Genomic DNA, 19831 nt, shown 5'->3' with positions numbered 1-19831 from the left:
GCGCTCTTCATCAGATCACCGACCTTTGCACCGGTGAAAATCAGGTTATCTTTCATCAAATCTTCGGGGATCCCGAGATCTTCTGCGACCCGGTTATAGCGCTGATACTGGGTGGAGTGGCATCCGGCGCAATAGTTCATGAAGGTGGCCGCGCCGCGTTGCAGCGATGCTTTGTCACTCAGATCATAATTGGCTTTGTCCAGATGAACAGCTCCGCCACTTGCAAATACCAGAGATGGCAGCAGGGTCAGCACTGCAAATATTATTCTTTTCATTTAAATGTCACCCTCTCCGGCAGCGGCTTGGTGCTTTCATTCTTGCTATAGAAGAACAGCAGGACGAAGAACCCGAAATATCCCAGTGAACAGATCTGGGCAACCAGCGTCAACGTCGGCGTCGATGGCAGCACCCCCAACACCCCCAGGATGATGAAGCAGACCACAAACTGGGCAATGTTCAGCTTGTGCAGCATGCTGCGATAACGCACCGAGCGCACCTTGCAGCGATCCAGCCACGGCAGCAGGAACAGTACCACGATGGAGAGACCCATCATAATGACGCCAAGCAGCTTGTCCGGCACCGCCCGCAAAATGGCGTAAAACGGCGTGAAGTACCACACAGGTGCAATGTGCTCCGGAGTTTTCAGACCGTTAGCCACTTCAAAGTTCGGTTTCTCGAGGAAGTAACCCCACATATCCGGCTTGAAGAAGATGATGGCGCAGAAGAAGAACAGGAAGCCAGCGACACCGATCATATCCTTGACGGTGAAGTAAGGGTGGAACGCCACCGCATCCAGCGGCCAGCCGTTTTCGTCCTTGTGCTTCTTGATATCAATGCCATCCGGGTTGTTTGACCCCACTTCGTGCAGCGCCAGAATGTGCATGGCAACCAGCATCACCAGTACCAGCGGCAACGCAATAACGTGCAGTGCGAAGAAGCGGTTCAGGGTCGCGCCGGAGATAACGTAGTCACCGCGTATCCACAGAGTCAGATCGTCGCCGATGACCGGAATGGCACCGAACAGCGAGATGATGACCTGAGCTCCCCAGAAGGACATCTGACCCCACGGCAGCAGGTAGCCCATAAAGGCTTCCGCCATCAGGCAGAGGAAGATCAACATGCCGAAGATCCACAGCAGTTCACGAGGCTTCTGATAAGAGCCATAGATCATACCGCGGAACATGTGCAGGTAGACCACCACGAAGAAGGCAGAGGCACCGGTAGAGTGCATGTAACGCAGCAGCCAGCCGTACTCCACATCGCGCATGATGTACTCCACGGAGGCAAACGCACCTTCCGCAGAGGGGTTGTAGTTCATGGTCAGCCAGATACCGGTGATGATCTGGTTAACCAGCACCAGCATGGCCAGCGAGCCAAAGAAGTACCAGAAGTTCAGGTTCTTCGGTGCCGGATACTTGGCCATGTGGTCGTTGTACATGGCCGTGAGCGGGAATCGATAATCGATCCAGCCCATCAGTTTGCTCAACATGATCAGGCCTCCTTGCCATCGGCACCGACCTGGATGGTGGTGTCATTAATGAATTGATAGGGCGGAATGACCAGGTTCAGCGGTGCAGGCACCCCCTGGAACACACGGCCGGCCATGTCGAACTTGGAGCCATGGCACGGGCAGAAGAAGCCGGACGTAACGCCCTGCACCTGCTCGCCAAAGCTGTCGGGCAGATAGGAAGGTGAACACCCCAAGTGGGTGCAAATACCGACCGCGACAAAAATTTCGGGCTTGATGGATCTATACCCGTTGTGGGCATAGTCAGGCTGCTGCGGCTCTTCAGATGAGGGATCCCGCAGCTTGTCATCATGCGCGGCCAAGGCATCCAGCGTCTGCTTGGTGCGTTTCACCACCCAGACCGGCTTGCCTCGCCACTCGACACGGATGAGCTGACCCGGTTCCAACTTGCTGATATCGACTTCAACCGGCGCACCGGCTGCTTTGGCCTTGGCGCTCGGATTCCATGACTTTATAAACGGCACTGCGGTAAACGCAGCTCCTACCCCACCAACGGCAACCGTTGACCAGGTAAGAAATCTGCGGCGACCGGTATCAACTGGCGCATTGCTCATCCAAAAACTCTCCCATGTGGACTCCGCACATTCTTATTGTGTCCCTGTTCCCCTTTTCCCGTGACAACAGCGGCGGAAGCTGGAGTTACAATTGCCACAGAAAAACCGAGGAAATTTTAAAGAAAAGATAACAACTTGACAAGAAAGAGAGGTAGCCCCAGAAAACAATAAATATACAATTTTTTGTCTTTTGTGACGTATGGTTAGCATTGCGGCAGGAAAGATCACCAATAAAAAAAGCCTGGCAGTTGCCAGGCTTTTTTGACACTCGAAAGAGTGAGTACCAGAAGCGAATTAACGCTTGGAGTACTGCGGACGCTTACGAGCTTTGTGCAGACCAACTTTCTTACGCTCAACCTTACGGGCATCACGAGTAACAAAGCCAGCTTTACGCAGTTCGGAACGCAGGGTTTCGTCGTACTGCATCAGAGCACGAGTGATACCGTGGCGGATCGCACCAGCTTGACCGGAGATGCCACCACCGTTAACGGTGATGTACAGGTCCAGTTTCTCGGTCATCTCAACCAGTTCCAGCGGCTGACGAACTACCATGCGGGCAGTCGGACGGCCGAAGTACTGCTCCAGGGAGCGCTGGTTGATTACGATCTTGCCGCTACCCGCTTTGATAAATACGCGAGCAGTGGAGCTTTTGCGACGGCCGGTACCGTAGTATTGATTTTCTGCCATGTTGCCAGTTCCCGATTAGATATCCAGTACTTGAGGTTGCTGAGCAGCATGAGCATGCTCGGCGCCTGCGTAAACTTTCAGTTTACGGAACATGGCACGGCCCAGAGGACCTTTCGGCAGCATGCCTTTGACGGCTGCTTCGATTACCATTTCCGGTTTACGCTGAATCAGCTTGTCGAAGCTGATGGACTTGATACCACCCGGGAAACCGGAGTGAGCGTGGTACATTTTGTCGGTAAATTTCTTACCGGTTACGTGTACCTTCTCAGCGTTTACAACGATGATGTAATCACCGGTGTCAACGTGCGGAGTGTATTCAGCTTTGTGCTTACCACGCAGACGAGCAGCGATCTCGGTTGCGATACGACCCAGAGTTTTACCTTCTGCGTCCACAATGTACCAGTCACGTTTTACGGTTTCTGGCTTGGCAACGAAAGTTTTCATTAAGTTAAACCCAATTACCTGTTACAGACCCAATTGCTTATGGGGGCTCTCCCACAAACAACAAACGATGGCCTACCTGTACCCCTTCGAATACAAGTAAAGCTTAAAGTGTTGCTGTCTTATCGACAGCTGTAACGTGGGCCGGGCGATTATAAGTGAAGTTGCCTTAAATATCACCTGCTAATTTCACTGCCATGAAACCAGCAAATGTCGCCCGGCCCTACCTGCCGCAGATGCCCATCCGACTGGCAGGCGCGGTATTGTGACTAAGGAAGGTGCACTCTGGCAAGGTATTCGTGCGATTGCATTTCCTGAAGCCGTGAAAGACAGCGCTGGAATTCGAAATTCAGCAGCCCTTCGCCGTAGAGTTCTGCCATGGGAACCGCCGCCGACATGATGAGCTTGACGTGTCGTTCATAGAACTCGTCGACCATGGCGATGAAGCGGCGGGCCGCGTCATCCGTGACTCTGCCCATTGGCTGCACATTGGCCAGCAACACGGTGTGAAACAGCCGGGCCAACTCGATATAGTCGTTCTGGGAGCGGGGAGTACAACAAAGTTGCTCGAAATCCATATAGAGCACCCCTTCTCCCATCCCCAGCGACGCCAGCTGACGATGATTGACCTCAAAACGCCCCCCGGAGGCCTCGAGCCCCCCGGTTAATTGCTGGAAATAGCGATCGAGATTCATTTTTGCCTGCAAATCCAGCGGGCAGTGATAAATCTCCGCTTGTTCCAGCGTACGCAGGCGATAGTCGATACCGCCATCCACATTAAGTACCTCGCAATGGCGCTCGATAAGCTCGATAGCAGGCAGAAAACGGGCTCGCTGCAACCCGTTGCGATAAAGTTCCTGCGGCGGAATATTTGAAGTAGCGACCAGCACGACGCCGTGACCGAACAACTCCTGAAACAGCGTGCCCAGCAACATGGCATCGGTGATGTCGGAGACAAAAAATTCGTCGAAACAGATGATGTCTGTTTCACTGGCAAGCTTGCTGGCCACCAGCTTGAGCGGATCGGATTGCCCGCTCAGTCCCTGTAGTTCATCGTGAATGCGGTGCATGAAGCGGTGGAAATGGCTGCGCATCTTGCGCGTCCCCGGCAGGCTGTCAAAAAAAGTATCCATCAGCCAGGTCTTGCCTCGGCCCACTCCGCCCCACATATAGATACCGAGGACGGGCTCAGGCGACTTGGGCTTTTGCAGCCAGCCCAACAGCCCTCGAGATCTGGTCGGAGTCGGGCGCCGTAGCAAATCCTGATACAGTCGCTCCAGCCTGCTGATGGCCATCCCCTGAGCGGGGTCGGCATGCACGCCGGGTCGTAGCAGATCCTGCTGGTATTTTTGCTGCGGTGTCATCCTTGAGGGCCTCTCCAACTCCCTGAATAGAGGACAAAATGGTATCACGCCCTCAGGACGCACGGTATAGTGCCATCAAGGCATGGCGGCTCATCCGGCCGCATGAACACACACTGTTTTAGCTGTAACAAGGAGCATCTATGAGTCTGTCAATTGGGATCCTGCTGGCTGTCGCAGCCTTGATCGTCGGTATCATCATCGGCCGTTTTTCGGTTCGCAGCCGTGACGCCGGTCGTCTGGAACAGGAGCTGAAAAAGGCCCATAAAGAGCTCGAAAACTATCAGGGCCAGATCAATACCCACTTTGCCGACAGTGCGGCACTGATGGAGCAGCTGGCCGAACAGTATCAAACCCTCTATCGCCACATGGCAGAGCAGAGCAAGTTCCTGGCCAAAGCTCAGGAGCCGCTGTTCCGCGAAGTCCTTGTGGAAGAAGAAGAGACCAAGACCGAAGCCGAGCCGGGCGTACCGCCTCGCGACTATGCCGGCGCCTCTTCCGGTCTGCTCAAGTAAGCGGGTCAGTCCCTTGCGGAACTAATCGGGAACGTCTGTGGTCTGACCTTGACGATTGCAATACAACTTTTTCTGGGAGCTGTTTTTCATATGCGTAAACCTCTTTCCATGCTCAGTGTGCTAGCCCTCAGTGTCGGTATCGCCATGTCTGCGGCCCCTGCTCAGGCTGCACTGCCTTCCCTGTTAGGTTCAAATCAGGAGATGCCAAGCCTGGCGCCTGTTCTCGAACAGGTCACCCCGGCTGTGGTCAATATCTCGGTTTCTGGCAAAAAAATTACCCGTCAGCGTCTGCCGGAGCAGTTCAAGTTCTTCTTCGGCCCCAACATGCCCGATGAACAGGTGAGCGAGCAGCCATTCCAGGCGCTCGGCTCCGGTGTCATCGTCGACGCCAAGAAGGGTTACGTGATCACCAACGCCCACGTGGTGCACGAAGCGGACGAGATCAAGGTCAATCTGAAGGATGGTCGTGAGTACGCGGCCAAGAAGATCGGTGAAGACAAGCAGTCCGACATCGCCCTGCTGCAAATCAAGGCAGAAGACCTGGTGCAGATCAAGTTCGCCGACTCCGATGAGCTGCGGGTAGGTGACTATGCGTTGGCCATCGGCAACCCGTTTGGTCTGGGCCAGACCGTCACCTCCGGTATCGTCAGTGCGCTGGGTCGCAGCGGCCTCAACATCGAGAATCTGGAGAACTTCATCCAGACCGATGCGGCCATCAACTCCGGTAACTCCGGCGGAGCCCTGCTCAACCTGCGTGGCGAGCTGATCGGTATCAACACCGCGATTCTGGGCCCGAACGGCGGCAACATTGGCATCGGCTTTGCCATCCCCTCCAACATGGTGCGGGATCTGACCGAGCAGATCGTCAAGTACGGTGAAGTGCGTCGCGGCCAGCTGGGGATTACCGGCACCGAGCTCACCTCCGACATCGCCAAAACCTTCGGTTACAACAAGAAGGATGGTGCCTTCGTCAATCAGGTCATGCCTGATTCGGCGGCCGACAAGGCGGGCATTAAGGCCGGTGATATCATCGTCAGCATCGATGGCAAACCGGTTCGCTCCTTCGGCGAGCTGCGTGCCAAGATCGCTACCATGGGCGCTGGCAAGCAGGTCGAACTGGGGCTGATCCGCGATGGCAAGTCACAAACTGCCAAGGTGACCCTGAAGCAGGCCGATGACAGCGAAGTACGCGCCAGTGCGCTGCATCCGGCACTGGAAGGGGCCAAGCTGAGCACCACTACCGACCCGGTCTCCGGTGTCGCGGTGGCCGATATTGATCCCCGCTCTGCGGCAGCCGCTTCCGGCCTGCAGAAGGGCGACATCATCATCGGGGTCAACCGCCTGCGCATCAACACCCTGGGCGAGCTGACCAAGGCGCTCAAGAACAAGCCTGACGTGCTGGCGCTCAACATCCAGCGCGGCGACTCCTCGCTCTATCTGGTGATCCGCTAACGCTCAAGTTGTTAGCCAACGCCTCTATCACCCGCGGCCTTCACCGCGGGTGATTTTTATCCATCGATAATGTTATTCTCTGCGCGCAGCCTGTACGGATGAGAATGACATGAAAATTCCCCCTTTAGTCAGTTACTTGGGCAAGTCTGTCGGTTTTGGATTGACCGTCGCGGCGCTGCTGTTGCTGCTGTTTCCCCATTTTCGCGGTGGTGCCCAACTACCCGGCATCATCACCAATGCCCGTGAACTGAGTTTCTCCTACGCCGCCCATCGGGCAGGCCCTGCCGTCGTGAACATCTACACCCGTAGCTTTGCCCCCAATCAGGGCAATCAGGGGGAACTGCGCCCGCAAGGGCTGGGTTCCGGCGTCATCATGAACCAGCGCGGCTATGTGCTGACCAACTACCACGTCATCGCCGATGCCGACCAGATCATCGTCGCGTTGCAGGATGGCCGGGTCTTCAGTGCCGAGCTGGTCGGTACCGATCAGCTCACCGACCTCGCCGTGCTCTATATCGAGTCAGACAACCTGCCGGTGATCCCGCAGGATCCGGAGCGACTGCCAGAAGTGGGAGATGTGGTGCTCGCCATCGGCAACCCCTACAACGTCGGCCAGACCATCACCCAGGGCATTATCAGTGCGACCGGCCGTACCGGCCTCTCCAGCATGGGGCCCGACAGCAATGGCCGTCAGGATCTGCTGCAAACCGATGCCGCCATCAATACCGGCAACTCGGGGGGTGCTCTGGTCAACGGCCGTGGCGATTTGGTGGGGATCAACACCGCCACCTATCACCTCAACAGCAATCAGGAGAGCTACGGCATCAGCTTCGCCATCCCCTACCGGCTGGCAAAACGGATCATGGATGAGCTGATCGCCAACGGCCGGGTGATCCGCGGCTACCTCGGGATCTCCAGCGTCGAGATCAACCCCATAGTCGCGCGGATGATGAACCTCGGCGACCTGCGTGGTCTGGTGGTGGAGAGTCTGGATCCCAACGGCCCGGCGGCCAAAGGCGGCCTGCAGCGAGGGGATGTGCTGCTCAAGATCAACGGAGAGGCCATCAGTGGCGTACGCAGCGCCATGGACAAGATTGTCGAGAGCCGCCCCGGCACCAAGCTGACCATCTCGGTATTCCGCTCTGGCAAGCCGCTGGAAGTGGTGGTCACTATAGAGGAAGACCTGCGCTATCAGCAGAGAACCGCCAGCTCGAGCGCCACATCGGCCAGCTAGCGTCACTCCTTTTATGAGAAGGGTGGGAAACCGCCCTTTTCCATATCTGTCCCCTCAGCTACGTCTCTTACCGTGAGATGACTCACAGTTTCCCGCAACGCTTACCCTGCCCCCGCCCCCCGATTTGTGCGCTACCGGTCACACAAAACCAGCTTCAATAAGCACTCTTTTTGCCTTTTCAGTATCCAAACGATCACTTCGGGGCCATTTCATCAGGAATTTCCGCTTCGAATCGGAAAAACACTGCCTCCTCCACATCGATGCGCAGGCTTAGGGTAACTCCATACCTTCTGCCAGCCTTGGAGAGCAGACATTGCAAACAGAGACTCACGACCAGACCCTGACCCCGAACAGCCCGGAGTTGCTGCGCCAGACCGATCATATCCTCGCGCGCATTTATCCCCTGCTGGCCGAACAGGGCATCATCCCCAACGAGGTGCAACGGCAGATGCTGGCTTCCCATGTCAAAGCCATGGTGTGGCGCTCACACAGTGGCGAGCCCCTGCCGGAGGTTGACCTCAGCCTGTTTGAAGAGATCTCCCCGCTCTCACTGCGTCTCGCGGAACAGGTCATCAGCTGGCTGGACCAGCTTGCTTATGAGGAGGCACACCTCTTGTCCGTCCATTTTGAAGTTGCCAAAGAAAACGAACTCAGCTCAGTAACAGGAGATAACTAAATGACAGCCATCAAACTCGTGATTGGAGACCGTCTCGGCAAGGGTCAGAAAGTGGGCGCAGGCGCGGAAGCAGCCGGGGCCAGCGTAACCATCATCCCCGGCATGGCCGCTGACATGAAGCTCGGCGATGTGATGAACAAGGAGCAAGCGGATCTCGGCATCTCCTTCTGCGGCAGCGGCGGCGCCGGGGCGATCACCGCCCAGACCAAATACGGCTACAAGTGCCGCTACGGCATGCGCTCTGTTGAAGAGGGCGTCACCGCCATCAACGAAGGGTGCGTGGTGCTGGGCTTCGGTTTCATGGACAAGGAAGAGCTGGGCCAGAAGCTGGTCGAAGCCTTCGCCAAGAAGCACGGACGCGCCTGATGAAAGAGAACTTCACCACCCAGGTCATCGTCAACGGCAAGGGGACGACCCGCCAGCAGGCGTTTGCCTCCGCCCTCAGCCAGGTGCAACCCACACTGCTCAAGGACAACCAGCAGGTACTGCTGCGCATTGAGCCGGTCGATGTACAGGTGCTCAAAGCCGAGGAGTCGGTCCGGGTGGAGAAGTTCCTGTTCTTCTTCCTACCGCGCCAGCGCTGCGAATACCGCGTCCAGCTGGAGATCAAGGTTCAGGTCACCAGTCTGGATGTCGCCAAGGTGACATTCACCCAGGTGTGATGCCTGAGCAGGCACAACCCCACAAGAAGGATACGTTAGATGTTTCTAATCATTTTTATCAAGTCACTCATCATTGGCGGCCTGGTTGGCGTCGGGGTGGGGGCCGGCGCGGCGCGGATGTTCCACGCCCCGACCGTACAGGGCATGGGTGCCTTCCGCACCCTAGGCGAACTTAACTCCTGCGAGGGGGATCCCGCTTCCCACTTCTCGTTTGGTCTGGGCTTCTTCTTCAACGCCTGGGCCTCGACCGTGGCGGCAGGCGCCTTCACCCAGGATGTGGATCACCGCATCATCCCGCACTGGGCCACGGCGGCACTGCTGTTCAAAAATCGGGATCTCGCCACCACTCTGCACGACCCGAAAAAGATGGCCATCGCCGGCGGCATCATAGGTGCCATCGTGGTCGCCTTCCTCAACAGCACGGCCGCAGCCGTCCCTGCTGCATTGCAGGTCACTGCGGTCAAGGTGCTGGTACCGGCCGCCAACCTGCTGGTCAACACCGTCATGCCGGTGATCTTCTGGCTGGCCGCCATCGAAGCGGGCAAGAAATCCGGTTTCTGGGCCACCATCTTCGGCGGTCTGGCCCAACTCATCATGGGCAACGCGGTACCGGGTCTGGTGCTCGGCATCCTGATCGGCAAGGGCGTGGAAGAGAGCGGCTGGAACCATGTCACCAAGGTGATGATGGCAGCCATCGTCCTGCTGTTCGTGCTGAGCGGCTTCTTCCGCGGATTTGATATGAAACTGATTGAGTCCTTCCATATGGGTGTCCCCCTGTGGCTGGAAAACGTCCATAACCTGCTGAGCGGCAAATAAGGGGTCACACCATGGATGAGAAACTGAAAAACAACTTCTGGTACGCCGACTGGTCATTCCCCATCTTCGTCGGCCTGCTCTCGGCCGGGGTCTTTGCCGGTACCCATATGTTCTATCTGTACGGGGTCGGCGCCTTCAACGAGGTAGCCTTCGTCGCCATGCTGAAAGCCGGAATGGACACGGGTGCCTACGGCGCAGTAGCCGCGTTCGGTGCCAGCTTCCTGTTCGCCCGAATCATCGAGGGATCCCTGGTGGGGATCCTGGATATCGGCGGAGCCATCCAGACCGGGGTCGGCCTCGGAGTGCCAGCCCTGCTGCTGGGGGCCGGCATCGTCTATCCGGTGGAAAACTTCGGTGCCTCGCTGGCCACCGGCATGGGGATTGGTCTGGCCATCGGCTACGTCATAATTGTGGCGCGCAATTTCACCATCAACCAGAGCAACTCCACTTATGGCGCTGACGTGATGATGGGAGCCGGCAACAGCTCTGGCCGCTTCCTCGGCCCCCTCATCATCCTCTCCGCCATGGGTGCATCGATCCCCATCGGTATCGGTTCCCTGCTGGGTGCGCTGCTGTTCTACGTGTGGGGCAAGCCCATCACCGGCGGTGCCATCCTGGGAGCCATGTTGCTGGGTACCTTCTTCCCTGTTGCGCTTGCATAACCACCCGCCGCCCTGCGGGGCGGCACACCAGAGGCCATCAGCATGTACGACATCATCATCAAAGCGGGGCGCCAGGGAGATGGCCAGCTCGTCGATATTGCCATCAGGGAGGGCAAAATCGCCGCCATCGGCTCCCTGCCGGAGACGGCAGCGGCGCAGCAAATCCTGGATCTCGGCGGCCGGGTGCATGTGAGCGCAGGCTGGATCGATGGCCACACCCACTGCTACCCCGCCTCCCCCATCTATCACGATGAGCCGGACAAGGTGGGCGTAGAGTCCGGCGTCACCACCGTCATCGACGCCGGCAGCACCGGGGCCGACGATGTGGATGACTTCCAGCAGATCGCTGCGGGCTGCAAGACCCGGGTGCATGCCCTGCTCAACATTTCCCGCATCGGTCTGCTGCGCCAGAACGAGCTGGCGGATAGCCGGGACCTAGATATGGATCTTGCCTCGGCAACCATTCGCCGCCACCCCGACTTTATCGTCGGCATAAAGGCGCGGATGAGCGGTAGCGTGGTGGGTGAGAACGGCCTGCAACCGCTGCGCATGGCCAAGGCGCTGCAACAGGCCCACGGCCAGCTACCGCTGATGGTACACGTGGGTAACACGCCGCCGGATCTGGACGAGATCGTCGCTCTGCTGGGGGATGGCGATCTGCTGACCCACTGCTTCAACGGCAAACCGAACCGCATCCTGACCCCGGCTGGGGAGCTGCGTCAGGCTGTGCGCGAGGCGATGCAGCGGGGACTTTTACTCGACATCGGCCACGGCGGCGCCAGCTTCAGCTTCGAGGTGGCGGAGCTGGCTATCCGACAGGGGATCCTGCCCCGCACCATCAGCTCCGATATCTACTGCAAAAACCGCATCAAGGGGCCGGTCTACAGTCTGGCCCACGTGATGTCGAAGTTTCTCGCCATCGGCATGACGCTGGAGCAGGTGCTCGCCTGCGTCACCCATCAAGCGGCCGATGCCCTGCGCCTTTCCGGCAAGGGGCGGCTCGAGGTGGGCGCCGATGCCGATCTGACCCTGTTCGAGGTCGCCAGCGGCCCGACTCTGTTTATGGATACCGAAGCCCACTCTCGCAGCGGCGACCAACAACTGTTGCCTCTCGCCGCCCTGGTCGGTGGCGAACTGCTTCTGACTCACTATGGGAAATCACACTATGCCTTCTGTTTATGAGAAATATCAGCTCAAACCGGTGATCAACGCCTCCGGGCGCATGACCATTCTCGGCGTCTCCACCCCCGAGCAGGAGGTGGTCGATGCGGTCAACTTCGGCCTTGGCCACTACTTCGAGGTGAAGGATCTGGTCAACAAGACCGGCGCCTACCTGGCTGGCCTGCTGGGAGTGGAAGATGCAGTGGTCATTTCGTGTGCCAGCGCCGGCATCGCCCAGTCGGTGGCCGCCGTGATCGTACGCGGCGACCCCTACCGCCTCGAGCACCTGCATGCCCACCCCCATGACGTGCCAAGCGAAATCGTGCTGCCCAAGGGACATAACGTCAACTTCGGCGCCCCGGTCGGCACCATGGTCAATCTGGGTGGCGGCAAAGTTATAGAGGCCGGTTACGCCAACGAGTGTTCCCCGGCCCAGCTGGCCGCAGCCATCAATGCCAACACCGCTGCGATCCTCTATATCAAGTCCCACCACTGCGTGCAGAAGAGCATTCTGTCGGTGGCCGAGGCCGCCGAGGTCGCCAAGACCCACGGTCTCCCGCTCATCGTCGATGCGGCTGCCGAAGAGGATTTGCGCCTCTACTACAACCAGGGGGCGGACCTGGTCATCTACAGCGGCGCCAAGGCCATTGAAGGGCCCACCAGCGGGCTGGTAGTTGGCAAGCGTCAGTACGTGGAGTGGGTCAAGCAGCAGGCCAACGGCATCGGCCGCGCCATGAAGGTGGGCAAGGAGGGGATCCTCGGCCTGACCCACGCCATCGAGCGCTATCTGGCCAAAGAGAAAGAGAGCGGTGCCGCCATGGTCGCCAAGATGACCCCCTTCATCGAGCGTCTCAACCAGCTGCACGGCGTCACCGCCAAAGTGGTGTGGGACAGCGCAGGGCGCGACATCGCCCGCACTGATATCGCTTTTGACCACCAACAGATCGGCATGACCACTGTGCAGATCGTCAGCCGTCTGCAACAGGGCACGCCTGCCATCTACTGTCGTGGCTACAAGGCCAACGAGGGGCATATCGAAATCGATGTGCGCAGCGTCACCGTGCCCCAACTCGACCAAATCCACTCCGCCATTGCCAACCTCGTTCAGGAGAATCGCTGATGTCCCTTACCCCCAACTACTACCGTGATCGGGTCTGTCTCAACGTGCTGGCAGGTTCCAAAGAGAATGCCGTCGAGGTCTACGACGCAGCCGAAGGTCACGTGCTGGTCGGTGTGCTCTCCAAAAACTACCCGGATATTCCCTCCGCAGTTGCTGATATGAAGGAGTACGCCAAGCTTATCGACAACGCCCTCTCCATCGGGCTGGGCGCCGGTGATCCGCGCCAGTCCGCCATGGTGGCCGAGCTGGCCTGCCAGCTGCAGCCCCAGCACGTCAACCAGGTGTTCACTGGCGTTGGCGCCAGCAGGGCGCTGCTCGGTCAGTCACAAACGCTGGTCAACGGGCTGATCTCCCCCACCGGCATGCCGGGCATGGTGAAGATCTCCACCGGCCCGCTCAGCGCCGGGCAGCCGGGTGGCATCGTGCCCATCGATACCGCCATTGCCTTGCTCAAGGACATGGGCGGCAGCTCGGTCAAGTTCTTCCCCATGGGTGGGCTGGCCTGCCGCGACGAGTATCAGGCAGTGGCCGAGGCTTGTGCCCGCAACAACTTCTGGCTGGAGCCCACCGGCGGCATCGATCTGGAGAATTTCGAGGAGATCGTGCGGATTGCGCTGGACGCCGGAGTCGAGAAGGTGATCCCTCACGTCTACAGCTCCATCATCGACAGCGCGAGCGGGCACACTCGCCCCGAAGATGTGCGCACTCTGCTGGCCATAGTGAAACGACTGTTGGCGTGATGGCAGTCACGGGCGCCGGTTCAATCACTGACCGGTGCCTGGCTTGTTGATGATCAACTTGTTAACATCGACCATTTATCTCGCAACAGGAGTCTTGCATACCCCCTATGATCAAGCTGCCACACCCCAGGCTCCATCAACTGCTGATCCAGCTCCATGCCGAACCACTGCCACAGGAGGAGCTGGCTCGCCGCCTCAATGTCTCCACCCGCACGGTGCGCACCGATGTGGCGACCCTCAACGAACTAATTGCCACACACGGCGCTCACCTGATCCACCAACGTGGCAGCGGCTACCAGCTGAAGATCTACAATCAGACGCTGTTTGAGGCATTGCTGGCAGCACAGGGACAGGAGAGTACCTTGCCGCGAACCAGTCGCGAGCGGGTGCTGCACCTGCAGATCCTGCTATTGACGGCAGAGCAGGGGATCAAGCTCGATGAGCTGGCTGATACCTGGTATCTGAGCCGGGCGGCACTGCAGGGGGATATGGCGGAAGTCCGCGAGCAGCTCAGCCACTTCAGGCTCAGCGTCGAGAGCAAACCCCGCTTGGGGATGCGCATTCAGGGGGAGGAGACGGCGATCCGGGCCTGCCTGACCCAACTGCTCTATCAGGAGTTGCTGCACAACAACCAGTTGCAAACCTTGCTGCCCAACCTCTGCCCCAGCAAGACGATGGAGGTAGTGGGCAATCACATCCATGCCCAGCTTGCCCGACATCAGCTGCGTCTCGCTGACGAGAGCCTGCAGCAGCTCGCCATCTACTGCGCCGTTGCCCTGCTGCGTCAGGCATCCGGTCACGAGTTGCGCCACTTCGCCAGCGAGGATCTGACTCTGCCGCTGCTGGCAGTATCTCGCGATATATATGCGGTATTGCCAACCCTGATGCCCCCCGTAGAGGACGAGATCGCCGGTCTCGCCATCCAGATCCAGGCGCGCCTGATTGCCGATACTCCCCAGCTCAGCCCGGCAATGGCCGCCGAGAGCGAACAGCTGGTGGAGCATCTGCTCACATACATCCATCAGCACTACCCCTATGATCTGCGGGGCGACCTGCAGCTGCGAGCCGATCTGCAGACCCATATCAGCGCCATGCTGCTGCGGGTCAAGTACCAGATCGGCAGCCACAATCCGCTGGCAGACCACATCAAGCAGTACTACCCCCTCGCCTACGACATCACTCTGGCAGCCATCTCGGAGTGGATCAGGCAGACCCCTTACCGGCTGACCCACCACGAGATCGGCTATCTGGTGATCCATATAGGGGTCGGGCTGGAGCGCCATTACGACATCGGCTATACCCGCCGCCCGCAGGCGCTATTGCTTTGCGATGCGGGCAACGCCACCTTCCGGGTGCTGGAAGCACGCATCAAGCGGGAGTATCCCCAGTTGCAGCTGACCACGCTTGAATCGGTGCGGGATTACGAAGGGCTGGCGCAGATCGCGCAGGACTTTGTCATCAGTACCGTCAAGGTGAACGAAAAAAACGCCCCCGTGGTACTCGTTGCCCCCTTCCCGACCCAATATCAGCTGGAGCAGCTTGGCAAGCTGGTGCTGATCGACCGCACCCGCCCCTACATGCTCGACAAATATTTCGATGCCGACCACTTCATGGTGATCAACGATCCTCTCACCCAGGCCGAACTGTTTGCCCGTATCTGTGATCAGCTGGAGGCGGAAGATCTGGTGGAAAGCGGCTTCAGAGCCTCACTGCAGGAGCGGGAGCGGATCGTCTCCACCATGTTGGGAGAAGGGATCGCCCTGCCCCACTCCCTCGGTCTGCTGGCGCGCCGTACCCTTGTTTACACCGTACTGGCCCCGCAGGGGATCGACTGGGGCAACGGGGAAATCGCAACGCTCATCTTCGTGTTGGCCATCAGCAAGGCCGACTACGAGGAGGCGATGGGTCTCTACGACCTGTTTCTGGCACTGATGAACGAAAAAGCCAGCAGGAATCTGCTGGCTTGTCGCGATTTTGCCAGCTTCAAAGCGCTAGCGCGTACCGGTTCATAACATAAAACGAGGAGTGACTACTCCTCGTTGAAGCCGGAGGTGAACAACTCCACCACGGCGGCCAGGGCCTCGACCTCTTCGGGGCCATCAACCTGTACTTCCACCTGCCGCCCTTGCGCAGAATCCAGCATCAGCAGGCCGATGATGCTGTCAGCATCGGCCTCCACACCATCTTCATTGCGCAGCAACACGTGGGCATCGAACCCCTGCACCAGCTCGAACAGCATCATGGCAGGTCTGGCATGAATACCCAGCTTGTTTTTCACTTCAACCGAGGCGGAAACAGTCATCGGGTCGTCCTATTGGTCCGTCAGGATTGGGGGGCACTCTTGTCAAGAGTGCGGTGGCGGATCTGCACGTTCTTGCCAAGCAAACGGAATGTACTGGCCAGCCGTTCTGCAATAAAGACCGAACGATGCTGACCGCCGGTGCAACCGATGCCCACCGTGAGGTAGCTGCGATTATTGCGCTCCAGATGGGGCAACCAGGTCACCAACATATTTTCGATCTGCTGGGTAAACAGCATCACGTCAGCTTGCGCCGAGAGGTAGTTGGCGACCGGCTCATCCTTGCCGGTGAAGGGCTTGAGCTCGGGGATCCAGTGCGGGTTTGGCAGAAAGCGGGCATCGAACACGAAGTCGGCATCCTTGGGAATGCCGTACTTGAAGCCAAACGACTCGAACACCAGCACCAGCTCGTTCTCTTTCTTGCCGAGCACCCGGGTCTTGATGAGCTCACTCAGGTCGTGAATGCTGAGAGTGGTGGTGTCGATACGCAGGTCTGCACTCGAGGAGAGTGGCGCCAGCAGGTGGGTCTCCTCCCGAATCGCCTCATCCAGCGACAGCTTGTTGCGTGAGAGGGGGTGCAAGCGGCGGCTCTCGCCATAACGCTTGAGCAGGGTCCCGTTGTCGGCGTCGAAGAAGAAGCTGGAGAACTCTACCCGCCCCTCATTGCGCACCTGTGCCAGCAGATTTTCCAGTTTCTCCGGATCACTCGGCAGGTTGCGCACATCGATACTGACCGCCAGCTTGTCATACTGGCTCTCCACCGAGACAATCAGCTGGGGCAGCAGATTGACCGGCAGGTTGTCCACACAGTAGTAACCCAGATCTTCCAGCACTCGCAGGGCTACCGTTTTACCGGAGCCCGAACGTCCACTTACCACGATTAACTGCATCTTGTTCCCTCACGCCAAAACAGGTGTCTCATTCTTGGCCTGCTGTCAGGCCGAGGTCATGATCTGATAGAGCTCTTCGTCGCTGGTTGCCTGACGCAACTGGCGGCAAACCGCCTTGTCACCCAGCTTGGAAGCCATCAGAGAAAGGGTCTTGAGATGCTGCTTGCACTCGCTTTCCGGCACCAGCAAGGCAAACAGCAGGTCAACCGGTTGATTGTCGATGGAGTCGAAAGGAATAGGGTCGGCAAAGGTCATCAGGATCGCGGTTGGCGGGAACTCATCGTCAATGCGACCGTGGGGGATCGCAATACCGGCACCGATCCCGGTACTACCCATTTTTTCGCGGGCCAGCAAGCATTCAAACAGCGCCTGACGGGAGGTGCCAAGGCGTTCAGCGGCCAGCTCGCTGATGATTTCGAGGGCGCGTTTCTTGCTGGTACAAGGGACTGCACTCTTGGTGCAGTCCCGACTCAGTATGTGTTCAAGTTGCATGGTTATTTTTTATTTAACTTATCTTTGTGCTTGATGATCTGCCTGTCCAGCTTGTCGAGCAAGGTGTCTATCGCAGCATACATATCGGCATGTTCAGAGTTGGCAAACACTTCGCCACCGCTGACGTGCAATTTGGCTTCCGCTATCTGGTTCAGTTTTTCCACGCTAAGCACCACATGAACATTGTTGATGTGGTCGAAGTGACGCTCGAGTTTGGCAAATTTGTTATTCACATAATCACGCAGAGCTTCGGTGATCTCGACATGGTGTCCGGTCAGGTTAATTTGCATAACATCATCCTTTTGTTTGCCTAAACCAGGCGTTTGCGCTGATTGGAAGGTGGGATAAACAAGGATTCGCGATACTTAGCGATCGTGCGTCTCGCCACCATAATACCCTGTTCGGCCAGCAAATCCGCGATCTTGCTATCACTTAACGGCTTGGCAGGATTCTCTGCCGTGACCAGCTTCTTGATGAGCGCGCGAATTGCGGTCGATGAGCACTCTCCTCCTCCTTCGGTGTTTACATGGCTGGAGAAAAAAAACTTCAACTCGAAGATACCACGGGGGGTATGCATGTACTTCTGGGTGGTCACCCGGGAGATGGTCGACTCATGCATCTCCACCGATTCTGCGATGTCGTTGAGCACCATGGGCTTCATCGCCTCTTCACCATATTCGAAAAAGGCCTGCTGCTGCTCGACAATACAGCAGGCCACTTTCAGCAGGGTGTCATTACGACTCTCCAGACTCTTGATGAACCACTTGGCTTCCTGCAAATGGGAGCGGATAAACTGGGTGTCGGTGCTGCTACGCGCGTTGCGGGCCATGGCGGCATAGGTCTCGTTGACCCGGATGCGGGGGGCGGAGTCGGGATTGAGCTCGACCACCCACTTGCTGCCCTTCTTGACCACGGAGACGTCGGGGATCACGTACTGGGAGTCGCTCTGGATAATGCCGTTGCCGGGGCGCGGCTCCAGCAGCTGGATCAAATCCAGCACCTCCTTGAGGTCGCTCTCTTTGAGTTTTGTCTTGCGGGCGAGGGTGCGGTAATCCCGGTTGCCGAGCAGCTCCATGTGCTCGAGGATCACCTCCTTGGCCTCATTGAGCCAGGGGGTCTTCGGGTCATACTGATCCAACTGGATCAGCAAACACTCCTGTACAGAACGGGCAGCAATGCCGACCGGATCGAAATGCTGCACCCGCTTGAGTACCGCCTCGACCTCATCGAGTTCCACCTCGACGTCATCGCTAGTGACGGCAGCCTGGATATCCTCCAGCGCAACAGTCAGATAACCGGATTCGTCGATGGCATCGATGATGGCGAGGGCGATGGCGGCATCCACGTCGCTGAACGGTGTGAGCCGCATCTGCCACAGCAGATAATCCTGCAGGTTTTCGGTGGTCTCCCCCTGATAGACGCTATCTTCCCCATCGTGGATGGGGCCTGCGCTCTGGGCGGTGCCGGCAGAGTAAACCTCGTCCCAGGTGGTATCTACCGGCAACTCGTCCGGCATCTGCTCCTGAGCCATGGCATCGCTGGAATCCAGCTGGCTGGCATCGACCGGCGCTTCCGGACTGGTCTCTTGCGCCTCGCTCTCTTCCTGCTCCAGCAGAGGGTTGTTTTCGAGCGCTTGCTGAATTTCCTGCTGAAGTTCCAGAGTGGAGAGCTGGAGCAGACGAATAGCTTGTTGTAATTGCGGCGTCATGGTCAGGGACTGACCGAGACGCAACTGTAATGTCGGCTTCATCTACGTCGGGATATCCTTATGTTCAGCGAGGCACTCGTCAAAGGAAATGAAGGCATGCCCCCTTACTATAGACTGAATTGATCGCCCAAATAGACGCGCTTGACCTGCTCATCGGCAAGGATGTCAGCCGGTGCACCTTCGGCAATCATCTTGCCGTGGCTGACGATATAGGCCTTCTCACATACGTCCAGAGTCTCTCTGACGTTGTGGTCGGTAATCAAGACGCCAAGGCCTCTATCTTTCAGATGCTGAATGATCTTCTTGATGTCTATCACAGAAATCGGGTCAACTCCTGCAAAGGGTTCATCCAGCAGAATAAAACGCGGCTCTGCCGCCAGCGCACGGGCGATCTCGACCCGACGGCGCTCACCGCCGGAGAGGCTCTGACCCAGGTTGTCGCGAATGTGGGTGATGTTGAACTCTTCCAGCAGTTGCTGAACCTTGTCCTCACGCTCCTCACGGCTCAACCCCTTGCGGGTCTGCATCACCCCCATCAGGTTGTCGAACACCGACAGGCGACGGAAGATGGAGGCCTCCTGCGGCAGGTAACCGATGCCATTGCGGGCCCGCACATGCATGGGCTGCAGACTGATGTCCTGATCGTCGATGGTGATGAGGCCGGCATCGCGCTGCACCAGCCCCACGATCATGTAGAAGGAGGTGGTCTTGCCCGCCCCGTTGGGGCCGAGCAGGCCGACAATCTGGCCGGTGCCCACTTCAAGGCTGACATCACTCACCACCATGCGGCGCTTGTAGCTCTTCTGCAGGCCCACTGCTTTTAACACTGCCAT

General features: G+C 58.1%; 24 protein-coding genes. 12 read left to right on the top strand and 12 right to left on the bottom strand.

What is annotated here, in order from left to right:
- The 6 genes from ACRAUW_RS02650 to zapE form a co-directional block, all read right to left on the bottom strand.
- On the bottom strand, positions 1–275 hold a 275-nt coding region (locus ACRAUW_RS02650; protein WP_431361040.1), incomplete at its 3' end, for a cytochrome c1.
- Complete coding sequence (locus ACRAUW_RS02645) at positions 272–1489, bottom strand: cytochrome b (protein ID WP_431361039.1); 1218 nt, start codon at positions 1487–1489, stop codon at positions 272–274. The genes ACRAUW_RS02650 and ACRAUW_RS02645, both read right to left, overlap by 4 nt.
- A 2-nt stretch (positions 1490–1491) precedes the next feature.
- Positions 1492–2082 (bottom strand): ubiquinol-cytochrome c reductase iron-sulfur subunit, encoded by a 591-nt coding sequence (gene petA / locus ACRAUW_RS02640; RefSeq protein ID WP_005336284.1) that lies wholly within the window; start codon positions 2080–2082, stop codon positions 1492–1494.
- Between the two features lie 294 nt (positions 2083–2376).
- A complete protein-coding gene (rpsI, locus tag ACRAUW_RS02635; RefSeq protein WP_005336286.1) occupies positions 2377–2769 on the bottom strand; it encodes a 30S ribosomal protein S9 in 393 nt (130 codons plus the stop codon).
- A 15-nt stretch (positions 2770–2784) separates the two neighbouring features.
- Complete coding sequence (rplM, locus tag ACRAUW_RS02630) at positions 2785–3213, bottom strand: 50S ribosomal protein L13 (RefSeq protein WP_005336289.1); 429 nt, start codon at positions 3211–3213, stop codon at positions 2785–2787.
- A gap of 266 nt (positions 3214–3479) precedes the next feature.
- Positions 3480–4574, bottom strand: coding sequence for a cell division protein ZapE (gene zapE / locus ACRAUW_RS02625; protein WP_431361038.1), 1095 nt, complete (start codon positions 4572–4574; stop codon positions 3480–3482).
- 140 nt (positions 4575–4714) lie between these two features.
- Between zapE and ACRAUW_RS02620 the strand changes: the two genes are divergently transcribed.
- From ACRAUW_RS02620 to ACRAUW_RS02565, 12 genes are all read left to right on the top strand, one after another.
- Positions 4715–5086 (top strand): YhcB family protein, encoded by a 372-nt coding sequence (locus ACRAUW_RS02620; protein WP_042030111.1) that lies wholly within the window; start codon positions 4715–4717, stop codon positions 5084–5086.
- Positions 5087–5176: 90 nt separating this feature from the next.
- Positions 5177–6538, top strand: a complete 1362-nt coding sequence (locus ACRAUW_RS02615; protein ID WP_431361037.1) for a Do family serine endopeptidase — start codon at positions 5177–5179, stop codon at positions 6536–6538.
- A 109-nt stretch (positions 6539–6647) separates the two neighbouring features.
- Positions 6648–7772 (top strand): outer membrane-stress sensor serine endopeptidase DegS, encoded by a 1125-nt coding sequence (degS, locus tag ACRAUW_RS02610; protein WP_431361036.1) that lies wholly within the window; start codon positions 6648–6650, stop codon positions 7770–7772.
- 313 nt (positions 7773–8085) lie between these two features.
- Positions 8086–8448, top strand: a complete 363-nt coding sequence (locus tag ACRAUW_RS02605) for a transcriptional regulator (RefSeq protein WP_431361035.1) — start codon at positions 8086–8088, stop codon at positions 8446–8448.
- Positions 8449–8814 (top strand): SFCGS family glycine-rich protein, encoded by a 366-nt coding sequence (locus tag ACRAUW_RS02600; protein WP_064339248.1) that lies wholly within the window; start codon positions 8449–8451, stop codon positions 8812–8814.
- A complete protein-coding gene (locus ACRAUW_RS02595) occupies positions 8814–9110 on the top strand; it encodes a DUF4312 family protein (RefSeq protein WP_100652517.1) in 297 nt (98 codons plus the stop codon). Before ACRAUW_RS02600 ends, ACRAUW_RS02595 begins: the two co-directional genes overlap by 1 nt.
- Before the next feature lie 39 nt (positions 9111–9149).
- The gene (locus ACRAUW_RS02590) at positions 9150–9926 is read left to right on the top strand and encodes a DUF4311 domain-containing protein (protein ID WP_005341754.1); all 777 of its coding nucleotides are present in this window, start codon (positions 9150–9152) and stop codon (positions 9924–9926) included.
- An 11-nt stretch (positions 9927–9937) separates the two neighbouring features.
- Positions 9938–10588, top strand: a complete 651-nt coding sequence (locus tag ACRAUW_RS02585; RefSeq protein ID WP_431361034.1) for a DUF4310 family protein — start codon at positions 9938–9940, stop codon at positions 10586–10588.
- A 42-nt stretch (positions 10589–10630) separates the two neighbouring features.
- Positions 10631–11770 (top strand): amidohydrolase/deacetylase family metallohydrolase, encoded by a 1140-nt coding sequence (locus tag ACRAUW_RS02580; protein WP_431361033.1) that lies wholly within the window; start codon positions 10631–10633, stop codon positions 11768–11770.
- Positions 11754–12869: a DgaE family pyridoxal phosphate-dependent ammonia lyase gene (locus tag ACRAUW_RS02575; protein WP_431361032.1), complete on the top strand. Its 1116-nt coding sequence runs from the start codon at positions 11754–11756 to the stop codon at positions 12867–12869. The genes ACRAUW_RS02580 and ACRAUW_RS02575 overlap by 17 nt, the downstream gene beginning before the upstream one ends.
- Entirely contained in the window at positions 12869–13609 is a 741-nt protein-coding gene (gene dagF, locus ACRAUW_RS02570; RefSeq protein ID WP_431361031.1) for a 2-dehydro-3-deoxy-phosphogluconate aldolase, read from the top strand. The genes ACRAUW_RS02575 and dagF overlap by 1 nt, the downstream gene beginning before the upstream one ends.
- Positions 13610–13716: 107 nt before the next feature.
- On the top strand, positions 13717–15621 hold the full coding sequence (locus ACRAUW_RS02565; RefSeq protein ID WP_431361030.1) for a BglG family transcription antiterminator: 1905 nt from the start codon (positions 13717–13719) through the stop codon (positions 15619–15621).
- Positions 15622–15638: 17 nt separating this feature from the next.
- On the opposite strand, the gene npr is transcribed toward ACRAUW_RS02565, so the two are convergent.
- The 6 genes from npr to lptB all read right to left on the bottom strand — a co-directional run bounded on the left by npr (position 15639) and on the right by lptB (position 19831).
- Entirely contained in the window at positions 15639–15911 is a 273-nt protein-coding gene (gene npr, locus ACRAUW_RS02560) for a PTS phosphocarrier protein NPr (protein ID WP_431361029.1), read from the bottom strand.
- A 20-nt stretch (positions 15912–15931) separates the two neighbouring features.
- On the bottom strand, positions 15932–16798 hold the full coding sequence (gene rapZ / locus ACRAUW_RS02555) for an RNase adapter RapZ (protein WP_431361028.1): 867 nt from the start codon (positions 16796–16798) through the stop codon (positions 15932–15934).
- Positions 16799–16843: 45 nt separating this feature from the next.
- Complete coding sequence (gene ptsN, locus ACRAUW_RS02550; protein WP_005336322.1) at positions 16844–17290, bottom strand: PTS IIA-like nitrogen regulatory protein PtsN; 447 nt, start codon at positions 17288–17290, stop codon at positions 16844–16846.
- Between the two features lie 2 nt (positions 17291–17292).
- Complete coding sequence (gene hpf, locus ACRAUW_RS02545; RefSeq protein WP_005336323.1) at positions 17293–17580, bottom strand: ribosome hibernation promoting factor; 288 nt, start codon at positions 17578–17580, stop codon at positions 17293–17295.
- A gap of 20 nt (positions 17581–17600) precedes the next feature.
- Positions 17601–19040: an RNA polymerase factor sigma-54 gene (locus ACRAUW_RS02540; protein WP_431361027.1), complete on the bottom strand. Its 1440-nt coding sequence runs from the start codon at positions 19038–19040 to the stop codon at positions 17601–17603.
- Positions 19041–19105: 65 nt separating this feature from the next.
- Positions 19106–19831, bottom strand: a complete 726-nt coding sequence (gene lptB / locus ACRAUW_RS02535; protein WP_005336333.1) for an LPS export ABC transporter ATP-binding protein — start codon at positions 19829–19831, stop codon at positions 19106–19108.

The sequence above is a fragment of the Aeromonas sp. genome (genome assembly GCF_050633025.1).
Lineage (GTDB): Bacteria > Pseudomonadota > Gammaproteobacteria > Enterobacterales > Aeromonadaceae > Aeromonas.
Note: the sequence above shows the minus strand (reverse complement) of the source record. Positions and strands in the feature narration are given on the sequence as shown.